The 16,078-nt window shown below is 61.6% G+C and carries 19 protein-coding genes and 1 tRNA gene; 11 read left to right on the top strand and 9 right to left on the bottom strand.

The features are described 5' to 3' along the window. Positions 1-22 precede the first annotated feature (22 nt). The 3 genes from OHB26_RS05835 (at position 23) to OHB26_RS05825 (ending at position 1,509) form a co-directional block, all read left to right on the top strand. Positions 23-271: a hypothetical protein gene (locus tag OHB26_RS05835; RefSeq protein ID WP_330183202.1), complete on the top strand. Its 249-nt coding sequence runs from the start codon at positions 23-25 to the stop codon at positions 269-271. 372 nt (positions 272-643) lie between these two features. Further along, the gene (locus OHB26_RS05830) at positions 644-895 is read left to right on the top strand and encodes a hypothetical protein (protein WP_330183201.1); all 252 of its coding nucleotides are present in this window, start codon (positions 644-646) and stop codon (positions 893-895) included. Positions 896-1,059: 164 nt separating this feature from the next. After that, the gene (locus tag OHB26_RS05825; RefSeq protein ID WP_330183200.1) at positions 1,060-1,509 is read left to right on the top strand and encodes a hypothetical protein; all 450 of its coding nucleotides are present in this window, start codon (positions 1,060-1,062) and stop codon (positions 1,507-1,509) included. 209 nt (positions 1,510-1,718) lie between these two features. Here the strand turns inward: OHB26_RS05825 and OHB26_RS05820 are convergent, their stop codons facing one another. Then, positions 1,719-2,273, bottom strand: coding sequence for a hypothetical protein (locus OHB26_RS05820; RefSeq protein ID WP_330183199.1), 555 nt, complete (start codon positions 2,271-2,273; stop codon positions 1,719-1,721). A 79-nt stretch (positions 2,274-2,352) separates the two neighbouring features. Here OHB26_RS05820 and OHB26_RS05815 point away from each other — a divergent pair, with 79 nt between their 5' ends. Beyond that, a complete protein-coding gene (locus OHB26_RS05815; protein WP_330183198.1) occupies positions 2,353-2,643 on the top strand; it encodes a hypothetical protein in 291 nt (96 codons plus the stop codon). 249 nt (positions 2,644-2,892) lie between these two features. Here OHB26_RS05815 and OHB26_RS05810 read toward each other — a convergent pair whose 3' ends face one another. Next, positions 2,893-3,501: a hypothetical protein gene (locus OHB26_RS05810; RefSeq protein WP_330183197.1), complete on the bottom strand. Its 609-nt coding sequence runs from the start codon at positions 3,499-3,501 to the stop codon at positions 2,893-2,895. 302 nt (positions 3,502-3,803) lie between these two features. On the opposite strand from OHB26_RS05810, the gene OHB26_RS05805 reads away from it, so the two are divergent. The 3 genes from OHB26_RS05805 to OHB26_RS05795 all read left to right on the top strand — a co-directional run bounded on the left by OHB26_RS05805 (position 3,804) and on the right by OHB26_RS05795 (position 5,732). Continuing rightward, the gene (locus OHB26_RS05805; protein WP_330183196.1) at positions 3,804-4,298 is read left to right on the top strand and encodes a hypothetical protein; all 495 of its coding nucleotides are present in this window, start codon (positions 3,804-3,806) and stop codon (positions 4,296-4,298) included. 288 nt (positions 4,299-4,586) lie between these two features. Next, positions 4,587-5,219, top strand: a complete 633-nt coding sequence (locus OHB26_RS05800; RefSeq protein ID WP_330183195.1) for a hypothetical protein — start codon at positions 4,587-4,589, stop codon at positions 5,217-5,219. A gap of 207 nt (positions 5,220-5,426) precedes the next feature. Then, positions 5,427-5,732: a hypothetical protein gene (locus OHB26_RS05795; RefSeq protein WP_330183194.1), complete on the top strand. Its 306-nt coding sequence runs from the start codon at positions 5,427-5,429 to the stop codon at positions 5,730-5,732. A gap of 68 nt (positions 5,733-5,800) precedes the next feature. Here the strand turns inward: OHB26_RS05795 and OHB26_RS05790 are convergent, their stop codons facing one another. Next, on the bottom strand, positions 5,801-5,995 hold the full coding sequence (locus tag OHB26_RS05790) for a hypothetical protein (RefSeq protein ID WP_330183193.1): 195 nt from the start codon (positions 5,993-5,995) through the stop codon (positions 5,801-5,803). Between the two features lie 553 nt (positions 5,996-6,548). After that, positions 6,549-6,971, bottom strand: a complete 423-nt coding sequence (locus OHB26_RS05785) for a hypothetical protein (RefSeq protein ID WP_330183192.1) — start codon at positions 6,969-6,971, stop codon at positions 6,549-6,551. Positions 6,972-7,220: 249 nt separating this feature from the next. Here OHB26_RS05785 and OHB26_RS05780 point away from each other — a divergent pair, with 249 nt between their 5' ends. From OHB26_RS05780 to OHB26_RS05770, 3 genes are all read left to right on the top strand, one after another. Next, positions 7,221-7,634 (top strand): hypothetical protein, encoded by a 414-nt coding sequence (locus OHB26_RS05780; RefSeq protein ID WP_330183191.1) that lies wholly within the window; start codon positions 7,221-7,223, stop codon positions 7,632-7,634. A gap of 98 nt (positions 7,635-7,732) precedes the next feature. Continuing rightward, positions 7,733-7,804 (top strand) — tRNA-Val (locus tag OHB26_RS05775). Between the two features lie 143 nt (positions 7,805-7,947). Then, positions 7,948-8,952, top strand: a complete 1,005-nt coding sequence (locus OHB26_RS05770) for a DUF6301 family protein (protein WP_330183190.1) — start codon at positions 7,948-7,950, stop codon at positions 8,950-8,952. Positions 8,953-9,082: 130 nt separating this feature from the next. Here OHB26_RS05770 and OHB26_RS05765 read toward each other — a convergent pair whose 3' ends face one another. The 3 genes from OHB26_RS05765 to OHB26_RS05755 all read right to left on the bottom strand — a co-directional run bounded on the left by OHB26_RS05765 (position 9,083) and on the right by OHB26_RS05755 (position 13,506). Then, positions 9,083-10,009 (bottom strand): TY-Chap domain-containing protein, encoded by a 927-nt coding sequence (locus OHB26_RS05765; protein ID WP_330183189.1) that lies wholly within the window; start codon positions 10,007-10,009, stop codon positions 9,083-9,085. 525 nt (positions 10,010-10,534) lie between these two features. Then, positions 10,535-10,882, bottom strand: coding sequence for a hypothetical protein (locus OHB26_RS05760; protein ID WP_330183188.1), 348 nt, complete (start codon positions 10,880-10,882; stop codon positions 10,535-10,537). A gap of 290 nt (positions 10,883-11,172) precedes the next feature. Then, positions 11,173-13,506 (bottom strand): hypothetical protein, encoded by a 2,334-nt coding sequence (locus OHB26_RS05755; protein WP_330183187.1) that lies wholly within the window; start codon positions 13,504-13,506, stop codon positions 11,173-11,175. An 817-nt stretch (positions 13,507-14,323) separates the two neighbouring features. Between OHB26_RS05755 and OHB26_RS05750 the strand changes: the two genes are divergently transcribed. Next, positions 14,324-14,482 (top strand): hypothetical protein, encoded by a 159-nt coding sequence (locus OHB26_RS05750; protein WP_330183186.1) that lies wholly within the window; start codon positions 14,324-14,326, stop codon positions 14,480-14,482. Positions 14,483-14,594: 112 nt separating this feature from the next. Here OHB26_RS05750 and OHB26_RS05745 read toward each other — a convergent pair whose 3' ends face one another. Continuing rightward, on the bottom strand, positions 14,595-15,500 hold the full coding sequence (locus tag OHB26_RS05745) for a TY-Chap domain-containing protein (RefSeq protein ID WP_330183185.1): 906 nt from the start codon (positions 15,498-15,500) through the stop codon (positions 14,595-14,597). 210 nt (positions 15,501-15,710) lie between these two features. Beyond that, positions 15,711-15,947, bottom strand: coding sequence for a hypothetical protein (locus OHB26_RS05740; protein WP_330183184.1), 237 nt, complete (start codon positions 15,945-15,947; stop codon positions 15,711-15,713). Positions 15,948-16,078 lie beyond the last annotated feature (131 nt).

The raw sequence follows: 16,078 nt of genomic DNA, 5'->3' as shown, positions 1-16,078 counted from the left end.
GGCGCGGGTGCATCGTCTGCGCATGACCTTCACCAGCCGACTCGACCAAGCACAGATCGCGGTCCTGGAATCACTGGACCCCGGTGGGATTCTCACGGTGCGCAGTCTCGCCCAATCGTCCGCACTGACCATGTGGCGCACCAGAAATGCCGTCTCGAAGCTCTCCTCACGCGGCCTGATCGTGGGCCGCCGCCGCGCCGGGCACGCCACGTGGGAAATCACCGATCGCGGCCGCCGCACACTCGCCACGCGCGGCCGCTACCACCGGTAGGGGCGCCCATGTCCACCCTGACCGAATTCATCGCAATCACCTTGTCCTGCATCGGCATTGTCGCCACGGTGCGCTGGAGCATCTCCACCGACAGCTCCCACCCCTCATCCGCCTCCCCACCCCGCTCCTGCTCGCCAACGGCCATCCCTTCCACCGCATCCCCCTGCGCAACTGCCACCGCCTCCACGGCAGACACCGCGCATAGCCCGGACCCATTGCAATGCACCAGATCCCGCATCCCGCACGCAGGACCGAATTCGAATCACGTCGCGCCCCCACTGATCGGGGCACCGGAACATGTGGCTGGCTCCGGGACGGCGATCTTGGAACGGTAGGTAGCGCTTTCCATTCCAACAGAAGGGTTTTCACACGATGACGGCTGTTCGCTCCGCCTTCCGCACCGGCCTGGTGGCCACTGCCGCGGCCGCCGCGATCATGGCGGGCTCCGCGGTCGCCGCGGCCTCGGCCGACGGCCTTCCCCTGGAACTCACCTCGCCGGTGAGCCAGCCGACCGCCGCCCAGCCGATCTACACGCCGGACAGCGGCAGTGCCGTGATCAACATCCTCAACCTCCTCACCGGCAGCGCCGATCGCCCCTGCAACACCCCCATCACCTGCGGCTGATCCGATTTCACCGCTTCCCTCCGATGTCATACGGGTCGGCCATAGTTCGGGTGGCACAGCACGGCACTACTGCTGCACTGTTCTGACCGAATCGGCCATCGTGGTACCACGGAAGACCAGCCGGCCGAACCGGTCTGAAGTCGATCGAACATCCGCAACTGCCGATGAGCGCGAAGCCCAGGTCGGCAGGCGACCAGATTGTCCAGGACGTGATCCACAGCGACGATTGGATGGTGATCAGTTTGGATTACTGCTCCTCATCACCGGAAATGCCCTCTGTGACAGTCGGTATCGCTATCGTTCAGTTGAACGACGGGTTCTTCTCTGATGGGGAGCTGAATCGCTGGCGTCTCATTCTTCGGGGAACTTACGACGCACAGCTCGGATGGGTGGATGATCCCGGAGATCCGGAGATTGGTTCGACGCTTCGATTGATCATCGACGACACCGTCAGCTGCCTGTGGGACGTGTGGGCGGGTCATGTCGTAGATCTGCAGTGGGAGCTCGACGCCAGTGTCCGCGCGGCGGTCGAACAGCTGAACGTCAGCCTGCCGTCCCACGTGCACCTCACCAACGAATTCGCCTACGACTGTATTCGTGAAACGGAACGGTAAACAGGAAGTGTTGCGCCGGAATGTCTCTCGATGAATGCCCGATTTCTGAGGCTTCCGGGACGTGAATTTCTGCTCACGGCAACGGGATACGACCGGCGGTCTCTCGAATCGTCACAGATCAGGGTATGAAAAGCGGCTCGAGCCGGTGCCAACGGAAGCTGGCACCGGCTCGAAAGCGATGGTGAGGTGGGGTTTACGGCTCTCAGCGGTCAGTAGCAGTTCGCCAGGTTGGTGTTCGGGATGACGTAGCACGGCCGGGTGTTGCTCGGCGCGCCGGAGCCGCTGAGGCCGCCGATCATCGCACCGCCCAGGATCCCGGCGGGTATCGCCATGAACCCGAAACCGAGGCTGATGACGGTGACCACGAGACCGAGGATGCCCCCGATGAGCGCGCCGGCCGCCGCATTGGCGCTGCCGGTTTGGGCGGTGCCCGCCGCGACGGCGGTGGCGGTCGGGTGTGCGACCAGTGCGGCGCCGTCGTCAGCGATGCTGGGGTTCAACGAGAGCACCTGATCGGTGCCGTCGATGGTCACCGAGAGCGGCATCGTGGAAGTGACGATGCCGTATCCGTCGAGGATGTTCACCGCGGCGTCGGTGAGCTGGAACGTGCCCCCGGTCAGGGTGGTGGTGACGGTCTGGTCCGTATCGGAGCGAACCACGTCGTAGTGGATGCCGCCCTGGTCTCCGGACAGCTGCGAAACAGCCTTCACATCCTGTGCGTTCGATTCCGGCGCCGCATACGATGTGCCCCCCGTGATAGCCATGGCGCCGATGGTGAGCGCAGCTGTGGCGACGATCTTTCTCATTTTCACAAGACCATCTTAGGCCGCGCGTGGGATCACGATGCTTGACAACGAATTCACTTTCGGCGCTGGTGGTTTCGCTCGTGCGATCACCAATCACACCCATGCCGATTTCGACTTCCACCCCCACACCGTCACGGTCGTGCACTTCGATGGCGTGGATCTGTCGCTGCCGCCGGAGGAGGGCGGGCAGGTGCGTTACGACGAGATCAAGGTCGGTTACGGGCCGTGCAGTGTCTCGATCTGCGATACCTCGCAGATCAGCTATGACGCGGGCAAGTTGAACGAGGCCGCCGCCCGCCTGGCCGAGGACGCCAAAACCGGTGTCTAACTAGGTAATTGGTTCGGCACGTGCCGCAAGATCGCCGGGCCCAATCATCTTTGGTCTCCACCTGCCGCAATAGGTGCTCCGACGAACGCACGGTCATGGCGCTTCCCGCGCTGACCGAACCGGCCAGCGCGTCGAGGCGGAAGATCAAGCGGCAGTGTCGGTCCGAGGTCAGCCGAACGTCCCACTCTGCCGATGATGCGGCACTGCGCTCGCACTCGGACGGCGGCGGAGCTATCTGTTAGCCGCTGCCTACTGTTGTTCGATGACTGTTGGTAGCGGGGCTGTGGTCCCGGCTGCCGTGCGGGAGTAGCACGGGGATGTCCCGCCGATTATGAGGACGTCGGTGCCGACGCCGTCAGTTGCGTTGCCGTGGCGGACGATCAGTTGATAGCCGTCGGAGGTTGCGGCGATCGACTGCACGGTGAGTTCTGTCTCGGTGACGTTCCACCGTTGGTCAGCCCAGTACTTGCGTACAGCTATGAGGTATTGGCCTGCCTGCCCGGAAGGGATTCCCGACACGTAGTACACGACCTGTGTCTTCACAGGGCCAGCGGTGTCGTTCAGGTCGCCATCGCAGGGGGCTGCGGTCATGGGCTGTATCAGTTGGTCGGCCGAACGGCCTTCGGCCAGCCGGTCGGGAGTGAGAGTGAGACGGACCCCTCGCGGCAGTGCGTTCAGGGTCGCCGTGAGGTACGACTCGATGCGTTGACGCGCGCTGGACTCTGTCAATGTCGGCGCGTCCGATTCAGTGGCCTTTGACGTGCAACCCGCGGTGGGCACCAGCATCGCCGCAATCAGCGCCGCCGCCAACCGGCCGCGTCCGACCCGGCGGATCTTCGTGATCACCTCGTCTGACATGGTGCAAACCTAGCTATTCCGCAGTCCTGGTTCAGGGACGCCGAGCCACCTGCACGGGCGTGTCGAAACGTCCCCTATTGCCGCATGGCGCGCTGGCCGAGTCGGCCAGCCCGAGGCGTGGAAGATCAACTGGGCCAGCCGATCCGGGGCCAGCCGAACGCACCATATTGCTGATGAGCGATGGTCCGCAGGACCGATTGACCCTTTGGCAAAGTCGCTGCGTGTTCTACTGGCTGAGAACTTCGACAGCGGCTGGTGTGCCTTGACCCTTCGCTGTCCAACATCCATCCCGTGACACGCTGATGTCGCTGTTCCCGTCTGTCCTCAGCGCGATCGCGGCCACAGTGGCGGCCGTTCTCGCCGGATTGAACCTCTACCTGTCGGGTCGACGTGAGCAGCGCAAATGGATACGCGAAGCCTTGATCGACGCATACGTCCAATACCTTGGTGCCAGCTTCCGCGGAGGGAGCCGAAAGTTGCGTGGTCTTCGTTCAGCCGGGGCAGCTTCGGACATCCTCGAGCAGGCGCGGCAGAAGTTGGAAGAGGCGCACACGCTTCAGAATGAGAATCTGACACGACTACGGCTGATTGCGCCGGAAAACGTTGTCAGGGCAGCGGAAGCACTGCACACTGCTGACCACTTGGCATGGGACGTCGCGTCCTCGCCCGATCAATCGAATGACAGTGAATGGCGTCGATCCCGCGAAGCTCAACGTGAAGCTCGCCACCGATTCATCAATGAAGCCCGCCGCTCTCTCGATCTCGGTCCGGGAACATCGATCGCCCGCTACGAGTAACCGCACGGGCAGTCCCGTTTCGGGCGAAACAGGCGACCACAGATACCCCGACTGAGATCAGGAACGAGCTGCGCCCCTCCGCGAATGCGTTGCTCGGGCGGCAGCGATCCGAGGCCAGCCGGAACGCACTGAACTGCCGCATAGTGCACCGACAGGACCGGCGAGCGTCGGGGGCTCGGATGACTGGATCGCGTTGCAGCCGATACGATCCGGTTCGGTGTGCTGCGGGCACGTTTGTAGGTGGGGGGCTGGATTGTGATGTTGCGGGGACTGCGGAGTCAGTCAAATGTGCTCGCCGGTGTGCAGCGTCGGCGCAGCGTTAGGTCCGTAGGCGGCATCGATCTGGTACGGCAGTCGCTGCTGGCAGGGGCTGCCGCCCGATTCGGCTATGCGATGCGAGCCAGACGTGGTGTCATCCTGGTCGTTTCGGCGCTGGTCGCCGTGGTCGGCTGCTCTTCGTTTTCGGGTTCGTCGGTCCATCTCACTTCGCCCTCGAAGTATGACGGCGCGAGGCTGTGTGATCGTTACCGGACGTTTCTCCAGAGCTCATTGTCGATCACCGACGCCGAGGTGGAGACCCTCACCTTCGAAGAGGGCGGCGTAGTCGGCTGGTCGACCATCTGTAATGGCCGCCACTCCGGGCTCGGCGTGATCGGCGCGCTCCAGGTGCACAACCCGCGGATAGACGACGGCAAAATCGATGACATTCCTACCGACTACCGACCAGTTCCCGGATTCGAGGGCAAGGCATGGGTAGGAGTCCCGATGCGATATTGGACGGAAGTCCACGTCCAGGACGGACTTTGGAGCGCAGAAATGCGATTCGTGAAGACGAGCCCCGAACAGGAACTGCTCAAGCCCGCCGATGCCCAAGCGGTCACCACCTTCCTGGTTCAGATTGCACACGACCTCAAAGGCTGATCCGGGTAGCCGCGACTGGGTAAGGCACCGGGTTTCAGGGCGTGTCGCCGCCTCGCACCAGAACGCACTCTCCTGCCGCTTACAAGGCTGTTTGGACCGACCGCCGCGGCCGTGATCGGACACATGGTCTTGCCGCGGAGGTGCACTATCAGCTGGGTCGCGGAGCGGCATGAAGCTGCTTGGCCCAATGCCATTCATGATCGTTTCATGGCCGAAGAAACACCGTGCGACGAGCCGTTCCGCTTCCCGGTTGAGGACGTGTTCACGCTGACGGGCCGCGGGACTGCGGTCGCGGGACATGTCGAGTCGGGCACGGTGAGGGTGGGTGATCGGCTCAGAGTGATTCGCGCCGACGGTCGGCCGGGTCCGTCAGGCACGTGCTCGTGGGTCGATGTGCCGTGCACGATCGGTCGACGAGCTCCAGCATCTACATCCATCGGCCTCATCTTCCGAGACCTTCAGAAGTCAGACTTTGAGCCCGGTGACGTGATCGTCGGCGAGATCGAGGTCTAACAGGTCCAGCCCGCAAAACATCCTCCACCGGCCGCGTAGCGGGCTGACCGAACCGGCCAGCGGCGCGGTTAGGGAGTGATCTCGTCACCAGCGGAAGACCACACTCGCCATCGGCTCAATGGCATGTAGACGGTGATGCCTTCCTGATTGTGCTCCACATGAACGTCGTCTGCGAGGCCATCGGCGCTCTCGTACTCCACGATCATGTAGTCACCCGCTGCGAGTCGTCGCTCGTCGCCCTGGATCTCGAATGTCACGGCCATCGGCTTGCCGCCAGCTACCTATGGCACCGGAAGACGAACGCACACCGCATTGAGCGCGGTTCGAAACGGCCAGCACGGCGCCATGGATGGTGGCGGCGCTTGCGAAGCCTTGCACGATACCTCGTGCGAATGGTTCGGGTTACTACACAATTGCAGAAAACCCGCAGGTCGATGACCTGCGGGTTTGCCACTATGTGGTCCTAACGCTAATCAACCCGAACCACCCGACGACGAACGGGCCGACAATCCAGCTCAAACCGGTCGGCACACGCCGGACAACGACGAGGGATTGATCGGCTGCTGACCTGGCCTATCGGGTGTCAGTGGTCAGTGGCGGCTCCCCGCTGACTGCCAGTTACATCAGCATTTCGGGCCGCGACCGTTAGCTTTCAGCTATCCAATGGCAGCTGCACAGAACGGAGGATCGCTCACCGTCCTGCATGCTGACTTCAGCGGAGTGAAGTGCACGCAATTGCCGATGTGACGCCGTAATGGATGTCCCCGGCGCGTCTGCCGAGGTCGGTTGATCTGGCTACGAATGGTGGTTGGTGCTTCATTGCGTGCGTGGCGTCGGTGGATGTCCCCACCAATGAATGCCGCGGTCGTCGACTCGCAGATTGCCCGCTACGGTCCCCAGTGGTTCGCCTATATCGAAATCAGCGACATCGCGGCCGTACCGTTTCGGGTCAGGGGCTGTAGTCAACTCCGGGTCGAACATGGTCGAGAACGTGTTGTCCCGAGGGTCGTAGGTTGAGCGTCGCAACCCGAGCAGGCCGTCGAAATACGGCGATCGATAGACGACCACGAAGGTCCATTCATCCTCGACCCAGGCATCCTCCACAGCGATGAGGGCGGCTTCCGTGATCGTGCTCGACATGAGCCGTCTCAGGCATGCAGAAAGGGCCTGCTCAGCCCACCGCGGAGATTCCACCGCAGCGAAGTGCTCGCCGAGCCGACGATGAGTCTCGGTGATCACACGCGGCGGAGGCTCACACCGATGGCTGGGCTCGGGATCCATATGGTCATTGTGCTGCCTTGGCGCTCGATCTCCGTGCACCAGCCCTTCCAGTAATGCGAGGCGATTCGGGGCGTGTCCACCGAACGCACTACATTGCCGCGACCCGCGTGTTCCGGACCGGCCACAGCGCCGGATCCGACGACGGCGTGTCTGCCGGAGGTCGTGATACGGCTGGCCGGTCACGTGCCACTGTGGTGAAGTATCCGCATGCTGGAGGAAGGGTCTGGTGCCTACGGGCCCACACATCGGTTGATGGTGAATGGGCGCGAGATCACGGATGTGAACGAACTCAGCGAACGTGAGTACCTCCGGCTGTTCGCTAAACGACCCGGCATGTACATCGGCTACGAGTCCGTGCGCGGTGTAGTGAGCTTCCTCAACGGGTTCGACTACGCTGCCCGCCACCATGGTGGACAGGGTCTGGACGGCTTCCGCGAGTGGCTACTCACCAACCATGTGCGCCGTGAAAGCAGCCTTGCCTGGTGGGCCCTCATCGAGAATATTGCGCTGCCGGACAAAGAATTTGGTACTAAGCGAACCCCTGAACAGGAAGCGCACGTCCTGGCCGTTCTATTCGATCTGCTCGATACCTTCCTCGCCGAGCGCGAAACGGCGGCGTAAAACGTCCGCTTTGCCGCGTAGCGCGCTGATTGAACCGGCCGCAACCAGCGAGTGAGAGCCAGCGGATCCAGGGTCATGGCAGTAATCTCGTCGACGGCCATGGAGTAGATCAGCGGTAGATCACCGGCACGACACGGCGGAGGACGCGGGTTCGAACCCCGCCTCCATGGCCCCCAAACACGAATGCGCGGTAATGCCGATTACACGACATTTGTGCAGCCTCTCTCATCGCACACGCCCTTGCCACATCGATGAGGATGACCATGAGTCATCGAGAATGTTGGTGTCGGATGGCGGGGCTACGGTCTCAGCCATGCGTGTCGATCTCGACGGCGCCGTCCGCGTTGCACGGCTGGCGGCGAGCTTCCGGTGGACTTGGACGTTCGCGGATCTGGAGCCTTTTTGCGCGGTAGCTGGATGGCGAGTCGCCGAGAGCTGGGCGCTGGAAACAACTCTCACCACCGATCTGGATGTTGATCCTCCTCGCGCGGACGCTTCAACATTTCTTGGACTGCGGCGATGGCGGCGTGGTCGATCCGTCATGAATTCGCTGACAGTCTGGGTATCTGACATCAGTGCGGAGCCTGATGTCGATGCGCAGGTCAACGCGGGCATGACCGCGCTGACGGAGCGGCTCACCACGGAGATTGGCGCGCCCGACAGTCCCGACGACTACTCGGCGACAGCTGCAAGGTGGGATCTGCCCGATGTCAGGATCAGGCTGGTCAGACGCGCTCCATACCGATTCCCCGAAGTACAGACCGGTGCTATCGCCATGCATTTGTCCAAGCCGGTCAAGCTGACACTTATCGACACTGTTCTCCCTGACTCGGATCAAGACCAGGTGGACGAGGACGACTGGGAAGTCATCGCCGCCCCGCCACAGGACTGGTCGGAGCTTGCCTCGCGTCTGGCGGGAGTTCTCGCCGACATGCCCTCCGACGCGTACCTGACCCTCCGCACACCCGATGGCAGATATGCCCAGTTCGTCGGGGGTCCCGACGACTTTTATTGCGAGGTGGTGTCGAACCGCTCGCTGGCCCCGGGGCGGCGCATACCGCCCGACCGCGAATCCCTCCTTTCCGCTCGGGGCTGGTCCGAGCCCCCGGACAACGGCACCGAGAATTGGGCGAAAGAGCTGCGTTATCCGGTGACTCGGCTTGCGTGCACGCAGCTCGCCGACGACGTTGTGCATGCATTGTCAGTGGTCTTGGGGGTAACTGCGCCCTCCGAGCTGGAGGTTTGGGCATGGAGAGACGTACTCGAACAAGGATTCGGCGCTGCGGCACTCGGATTACGTTTCGCCCCAAGGCCGTAGGTTGATGGGAGTGTCCAAGGCTCACCGCCAGAACGCACTATTCTGCCGCGACCCGCTCTGACCGAACAGCCAGCGCCACATCGGTTCCTTGGCCGGTGGCGGTCAGGTCATCTCGTCCGGACTACTGGGTTTATGGTGCGTACGAGTTGATGCCGAGTTGCCGTGCGACATAGGACATGGAGATCTCGGTGCGATCGCAGAAGGCATGGACGAGCACCTCACGCGGGCTGTCGATCCCGAACACCGTCCGGAAGGTTTCGACAGTCCGTCGGGGAGCATCGCGTAGCCGGGGCTTGTAGCAGGTTCGCGCTTCGGGGGCCGACCAGATCGGAATCCCCGGCATCGAGGTGGTGTCGTATTCCCAACCCAGCTCGATCATTCTGCGTTGGAATTCCGCAGCGTCGAGCCCTGCACGGTCAAGGTCGTCACCGGCCTGGGAGATCAGGGTGTAGCCGTTGAGCGTGAATTGGATGGCGGCGCCCGGGTCGCGTCCGAATTCTCCAAGCGCGATGGTCGAGTGACGTGGGAGGGTGTGCAGGACCCAGTCGAGACGGTCGGCGAACTCGTCCCAGTCGGTGCACTGGGCCGACAAGCCCCGAGCCGTCGGCATGTCGTGAGTCGCCAGGTGAGTGTGAAAACTGTTAGGGCCGTTGTCATCCCAAGCGCGGCATCGAAGCTGGGCGGGGTTCATACCCAACCCGTCGCGCATGACCGCCACCACCGACGCGGCGATAGCCGGATCACCGTGGAAATAGCGCCACCCGGTCTGCCATTCCGCAGCCGCCTCGGGCCATTCCCGACGTGGTTGTTCCCATCGCATGGTTTCGGGTTGTGCGCGAAGGACAGCAAGCGTGCGTTGGTGAACGATCGGATCCGTGGGAACAGGAACCGTGATCGCCAGGCCTTTGTCCTCGGAGGTGAAGTTGACGAAGAAACCGGTCTCGGGGTCCTGCAGTTGGTAGTAGGCCCACTCGTAGATGATGTCGCCATCATCGGTGATGTCGGGTGAGAGAAAGTCGGGCATAGCTTTGAGAATCTTGGTCCAGTCATCGAGCACGGTGCCATCCTCGCCCGAACGACCAGCACGCTGGCAATGACCCCGGCGTGGAGTCGAAAACTCAGTGGCGATGCTCAGGCAGAACTAGGTCGTGGTCGCCCATCACCGGCATGACATGAACACACTATTCTGCCGCTTCCCGCGCTGTTCGAACCGGCCAGCGCGGGCGAGGCGACGATCAACGGGCCGAGTCGATCCGGGGCCAGCCGAACGCACCATATTGCGGATGAGAGTGCATTAGTCTGCCCTGGTTCTCCGATGAGACAGGGACATTCGCCTGAGCGCACGCTGGTAATTCGCCGCCACAGACCGAGGATTAGGCCAGTTCGTTGACAGCCTGTCGATCGCAAAGTCCTGAGACTTTGCCATCGACAGTTGAAAGTGATATCTCACCATTTCGAGGCAGGTGTTGGAGTGTCGTTCTTGTGCCCATTTTCATCGGCATTCGCATTTGAGATATGAGGTGGCGCCGACGGTAAACCTGCGGCCTTTTCGGAAACCAAGTGTCTCGCTAATATGAGACCGTCATGATTTGTACTGCGCCCATACATTAGATGGATTGCCATCCGACTTGAAATAATTCTCAATTCCGCTATCGGTCGGAATGCCGAAGTGGGTGGGGTCGCCGGGGTCGGTCTCCGAATTCAGCACCTCCGACATGGCGTTCAACACGGCAGCCAAACGCGGCTGGTTGACCGAGTAGAGGTCAGGCTGGGCGCGACCCATCAGATCATATTGCATCCAGGAATCCGAGAATGCCACAACGCTTGTCGTGATATAATCCCTATAGGCGTCCGTTGTCAACTGTAGCAGATTGTCGCGAATGAGTGCTTGGCTATTTTCATTGATCTGATCATACTCGACCGACGTCATTACCGATCCAATTTCTCCAGCTGCCCGACCTATGCTAACTCTATCTGCGAGTTGCGACGCAACTTCCCCTAAAGGTGCGGATAGATCTACGACGAGCTTTTCCCGGAAGAGAGAGTTCCTTGGCTTTCCTGCTTCGGATACCTTGATCAGAATTGTGACCCTTTCCGGCATTAGACGATGGGCAAGAAGTACGGAACATGCTTTCACCAGGTCCTGGATGCACAGACTGACAGTATCGATACTTTCGTGATCGCGTCCCCAAGTCCAGCGAGCGACAGGTATATCCGTAATCACAATTCTCCTTCTGGCATGAATTTTCCATTCGACGGTATGAATACTATCCCGTCGGGCGTGCGAATGATAACTTGCACATGATTATCTAGGAAATTTCTCTCGAGCCGCTCCAGGTACGGCGCCAGATCTTGGAGCGGTACCGGCGCGTCCACTACGAACGTCTGATAGTCGGCGTAGGACTCTATCAGCTGACGTTGCCCCTTGAATATCTTGCCGACGACGTTCTTTGGGCTAGTTGACTCGGCTACTTTGAACTGCCATCCGTGTACGTTTCCCGCGAAGTCTCTAGCCATGACATCCAAGTCGGTGTGCTCCTCGGTGAAGATTCCCGGTTTGATTTCGTATTCTTTTTTGATCTCGAAGCTGAGATCTGTGAAACCTTTGTCCAATAGACGGTCTGCTAGCCGGATCTGTTCCAACGCACCCGGAATCATCACCTCTCCAGGCTTTGCAGTACCCGCTATAAACGCGTCGGCGTTCTTTCTAATGCTTGCTATGACCTGTGAGAAATTGGCGAGTTCCCTGAATCTGTTGGATGCAATAGCCTCCGCAATCTCCTGGCCTGCTGGATGGACGGCCAGGACGTCAAGGACCGTCTCGACATCATCGGCTTTGACGGCGGTGCCTTTCAACCCGTCTCTGACCTTTTGATCCCAACTTCCGCCCCGGTCAATTGGTCGCGGAGGATTATTTGGCTGCTCCCAGGACGATAGCTCGTTCGATCCGGTCTGTGCTATCGGGTCGGCTTCCCGGAGCGCACTAGCGCTCGGGTAGTTTCCGCCGTCACCAACCTGGGAGGGTGAGAGCTTCAGGTCGTCGAATTTCGGGAGGGTGTTGGGATCGAAGGGCTGATCGAAACCTGGATGCGGCGTACCTGATCCTGGGATCGGTGGACCTTCGAGTTCGAACGTGGGTAGGACTGATAGATCGGGTGCGGGCAGGTTGTCGTCGATCGGAGGTGTGGGTGCCTCGGACTTGATGACTGCCGTGGGATGGTCGACCGCTTGACCGACGTCCTTTCCAGCCTGGATGGCGGCTTTTTCTGTTGCGGTTGCAGCCGCGCTGCCGCCGCGTAGGACCGCGGCGGTGGGACCGTCGAGTGCGATTCCGGCGCCGAGGTCGAGTCCGATTTTGGTTTGCCAGTACTCGGGTCCGTGTTCCTTGAGGTCGTCCCAGCGGATTACGCCGCTGCCGAGGTTGGTGAGTGCGTCGGCGCGGAGTTGCGGGTTCGGGCTCGACCAGGTTTGGCCGAAGCTGGTTACTCCGCGGGCGAGTGTGCTCCAGCTGTGGGTGAATTCGGACCAGCCGCCACCGCCGGTCAGGTTGTTCTGGAACCGGCTCGCGCGCAGGCCGAGCTGCCACATTTCGCTCACCCAGTCGCGGGTGGCTTGCGCTTTGGGATCGACGGGGTCTTGTGTCCGCAGTGACGACGACGGTGCCAGGACCGGACGCTGCATAATGCTGGTCCGGGTGTGCCCGTCGGGTCCGGTGATCGAGGTGACTGTGGTGGCTGTGTCTGCTGTGCTGGTGGTGTGTTGCTGGATCTGGGTATTGGTCAATACGCCCACCACCGCCGCGGTCGGGTCCGAGGAATTCTGACCCGCCTGCTGTATGGCTTGGCTCCCGGCCTGGATGTCGGCGGTGGCCGGTCCGAGTCCGAGGAGGGAGTTGAGCAACACCGCCGAACTCGACCCGCCCCGAGTGTTCGAGCCCGCCGAGGCAGGAGGTGTAACCCCTTGTGGCACAGGCGGGATCGCGGCTGTGGTGGTGGCGTCGACCTGGACCTGGGTCAATGCGCCCAGCAATGCCGCGTTCGGGTCGGGGGTGGTGCGGGCTGCCTGTTTCAGTGCTTGGGTGCCGGCTTGTATGTCCGCGGGGGCGGGCCCGGTTCCGGTGAGCGCGTTGAGCAATGCCGAAGAGCTGGTGATGGGCTGAGCCGCTGGCGAAACCGGTGCGGGCACTGGGGCAACGACGGGAACCGTGTCGTTCGGCTGCGGCACGGGGACCGATTCTGTGTCAGGACGGGGTTGCGGTACCGGGGCGGCTTGGGTATCGGGCTGCGGCATGGGAACGGGTTGGGTGTCGGGGCTGGGCTGCGAGTTCTGCTCTGGCCGTAGGTGAGCGCCCGGGTTGGGGACGCTGCCGGGCTGTGGTACGACGAAACCGTCCTTGTCGAGCGTCGCGCCGGCCTCAGGATCCGCGACCAGCTTGGCTTGCGGTATCACCGCGGGTAGGTCCTGTCGCGCGGAAACCAGAACCAAACCAGCAAGACTGGATCGCCGAGCTGCCGAATCGGCGGATGCCCGCTCGATCATGTCCTGGGAGGTCATGAGGCGGGCGTACGTATCGACCGCCTCAGCTGCGGACTTCACGTTGTACGAATAGACCCGGCGACTCGCCTGACCCGATACCGACCTCGGGCCTTGGTCGACCGCGGCGGTGGGAGCCAGACTCGCCATCCATGCAGCCCCCCACGACGGGTCATAGGGAGCACTCATCACGACCGGCTTTCGCTTGAACGCGTGTGCTGTTGTCCTGTAACGGCTTTCGGGTCTATCGAGTGAAGGTGATCGCTGCCGGAGTGAATGGGTGTGGTGTTTTCGTTGTCGGACAAGAGGTTCGACCGTCCTTCTGAATCTGGGCATGAAAAAACCCAAGCCCTGCAACGGGCTTGGGTTCGAAAATGATCGGATACTCGTCCCTGGAGGCAGGGACAAAAGCGGGTGTGCCGCTATTGCGTGTTACCCGGGAGTCCTTTGTGCGGAATCTGTGTCACGAACTCTGTGCACGGGACTGTGGATCCGTTCGCGTGGTGAACACGGGCGTGTCCAGCCCTAGCCCTTCAACGACCGAGTCCCGGTCCTGGGTAGGTTGGTGTCGAAGAGGGCGAACAGCAGTGTGCCGAATCCCGTGTCCGAGTGATGCCCCCGGATATTCCGCATGAAGGCGCAGTTATGGCACTGCGAAGAGCTTGACCTAAGAGACGGTCGACGTCAAGTCCTTGGGCGTAACTTCATTAGAAGCGGCAGGTAGATCACTACCTTCATGCCCGGGTCGTTGGGAGGTAGTCCGTCACGCAACTGCCATGGGAGCAAGTCCACTGCTATCGCATCGACCATCGCGACATAGGCAGATTCGTAGCCGCTGGTGACGCTGACCGAACCAGCCAGCCAGCCAGTGCTGGACCGTCGGAAGATCGACCAGCAGTATCGATCTGAGCCCGAATCCACACTGAACGCCACACGTCAGAGTAGCGGCAAGGACATCATGACGGCCAACGCACTATTCTGCCGCATGGCGCGCTGACCTAACCGGCAAACGTGGGGCTGTGATGCGCGGGAAGCGCTGCGGCACAGGCATGTCTGCCGCTAGCCGAATGTAGGACGTCGAGGCACAGAGCGCTCGGTGTTGGCCAGAGTCACCGCCATGGTGAGAGTTTCATCCCCATCGCGGAGGTGTCGGGCTGCTCACCGACGTGTTCGCTGCAGGCCGATAGCAGAAGTTCCTGCGGAGATGACACTTTGAGCACATCACGCAGCGCTGAGACTGTCGCGTCGGCAACGTCTCGACATTGTTCGAGGGTGACCGGGGGTCGGAGGTGTCGGTCCCAATATCCGTCTCTGGGCCCGTTCCATCCCAGCCGTCTAATGGTGACCTCGTCGTCCTCGGTTATCAGCCAATCGATTTCGAGGAATGTATTGGCGACGATGTTGCAGATGGTCACCCCTCTGGAATCGCCGAAGAAGCAGGCATGACGGTTTCCCGTTGTCCCCACCCGTATCCAGTCGCCATCGCGGATCTGCCCAAGTGTGAGCTGCAGTCGCGCAGCGAAGTTGTCCCAGGTCGTCACCGCGGAACCACTATCGACCATGGATTCGGACGCCGGTCGAGCGTGAACGCGTGGATAGTGGAGTCGTTGCTCGTGGATCAGAAGCCCGTGCGTCCAGTCTGCTTCGTCGGAGAACCGAACGTGCCCCAGCAGGACCGAGCCGTCCGAATTCGCCACTGCTGGATCCGATTTCGCTGCCAACCACCGAAACAAAGGTTCGAGCCGGTCGAGCTCGTCCGGATCGGGTTCTTGCCACGCTGTCAGAGTCCAGCCACCCCGCTCCCTCGGTGATAGCGCAACGGCCAAACCGGGTTGATCGTGGTGGTGTGCCGGTCCCCTGTAGAAGCGTGGCATCTCATCGGCTACTGGTATGCGCAGTGGCTGCATCGGATGTGGACCCAGCCTCAGATGCCAACGCAGCTCCTCGATCTCATCCGATGTCACCGCTGCAGACAGGGTGACCTCGAGCTGCATGTGGTAATACGCGTTCGTCACAGCCGCCACCGTAGCGACTGCCTCCGACTCGATCCGGCAGTGTTCCCGACCGAACAGCATTCAGCGCAGCGTCCTTCCAGATGCACTGACATGCCGCTTCCCGCGTTGACCGAACCGGCCAGTGCGAGGCGTCAGAAGATCAACTGGCAGTGGCCATCCAGCCCGGCTGGACGCACGTGCGCACATGCTGATGAGCAGCGGGTGAACGGGTCATTTATCGTCCAGCCGATATCGAGGAGACCGGTCGTCGTTGTCGACCTGTTCGATATAGATCTCAGCGGCTCTGCTTTCGGTCAGGTCATACCCCGGCAGCATCAGGTCCCCATACGTAATCGGGGGCGCGTTGGTCAATGCACCTCGCCGCTGCCTGCGCCGAACACTCCGGAACACCCACCAACACCCCGCCAGCACAGGGGCGATCACGGCGATCGTCAAGAGAAGTTCCATGATCATCGACCCTAACCCCGGGTCTGCCAAACATCCGGAACTGCCGCATATGGGGTCGCTTGAGCGCCGCCCCACCGGCGCAGACCAGATTCGGGCAACCTCAACCGACCCTGCCCGACGACCTTGAACGT

This window comes from Nocardia sp. NBC_01503 (assembly GCF_036327755.1).
Classification (GTDB): domain Bacteria; phylum Actinomycetota; class Actinomycetes; order Mycobacteriales; family Mycobacteriaceae; genus Nocardia.
This window is presented reverse-complemented; position numbering and strand designations above follow the sequence as displayed.

Coding starts and splice junctions, on each gene's coding strand:
- OHB26_RS05810 (WP_330183197.1), bottom strand. CDS start 3,501: ATGTCAGACGAGGTGATCACGAAGATCCGCCGGGTCGGACGCGGCCGG.
- OHB26_RS05795 (WP_330183194.1), top strand. CDS start 5,427: ATGGCCGAAGAAACACCGTGCGACGAGCCGTTCCGCTTCCCGGTTGAG.
- OHB26_RS05830 (WP_330183201.1), top strand. CDS start 644: ATGACGGCTGTTCGCTCCGCCTTCCGCACCGGCCTGGTGGCCACTGCC.
- OHB26_RS05755 (WP_330183187.1), bottom strand. CDS start 13,506: ATGACCTCCCAGGACATGATCGAGCGGGCATCCGCCGATTCGGCAGCT.
- OHB26_RS05825 (WP_330183200.1), top strand. CDS start 1,060: ATGAGCGCGAAGCCCAGGTCGGCAGGCGACCAGATTGTCCAGGACGTG.
- OHB26_RS05815 (WP_330183198.1), top strand. CDS start 2,353: ATGCTTGACAACGAATTCACTTTCGGCGCTGGTGGTTTCGCTCGTGCG.
- OHB26_RS05770 (WP_330183190.1), top strand. CDS start 7,948: ATGCGTGTCGATCTCGACGGCGCCGTCCGCGTTGCACGGCTGGCGGCG.
- OHB26_RS05835 (WP_330183202.1), top strand. CDS start 23: ATGACCTTCACCAGCCGACTCGACCAAGCACAGATCGCGGTCCTGGAA.
- OHB26_RS05780 (WP_330183191.1), top strand. CDS start 7,221: ATGCTGGAGGAAGGGTCTGGTGCCTACGGGCCCACACATCGGTTGATG.
- OHB26_RS05790 (WP_330183193.1), bottom strand. CDS start 5,995: ATGGCCGTGACATTCGAGATCCAGGGCGACGAGCGACGACTCGCAGCG.
- OHB26_RS05805 (WP_330183196.1), top strand. CDS start 3,804: ATGTCGCTGTTCCCGTCTGTCCTCAGCGCGATCGCGGCCACAGTGGCG.
- OHB26_RS05820 (WP_330183199.1), bottom strand. CDS start 2,273: ATGGCTATCACGGGGGGCACATCGTATGCGGCGCCGGAATCGAACGCA.
- OHB26_RS05740 (WP_330183184.1), bottom strand. CDS start 15,947: ATGGAACTTCTCTTGACGATCGCCGTGATCGCCCCTGTGCTGGCGGGG.
- OHB26_RS05760 (WP_330183188.1), bottom strand. CDS start 10,882: ATGACGTCGGTCGAGTATGATCAGATCAATGAAAATAGCCAAGCACTC.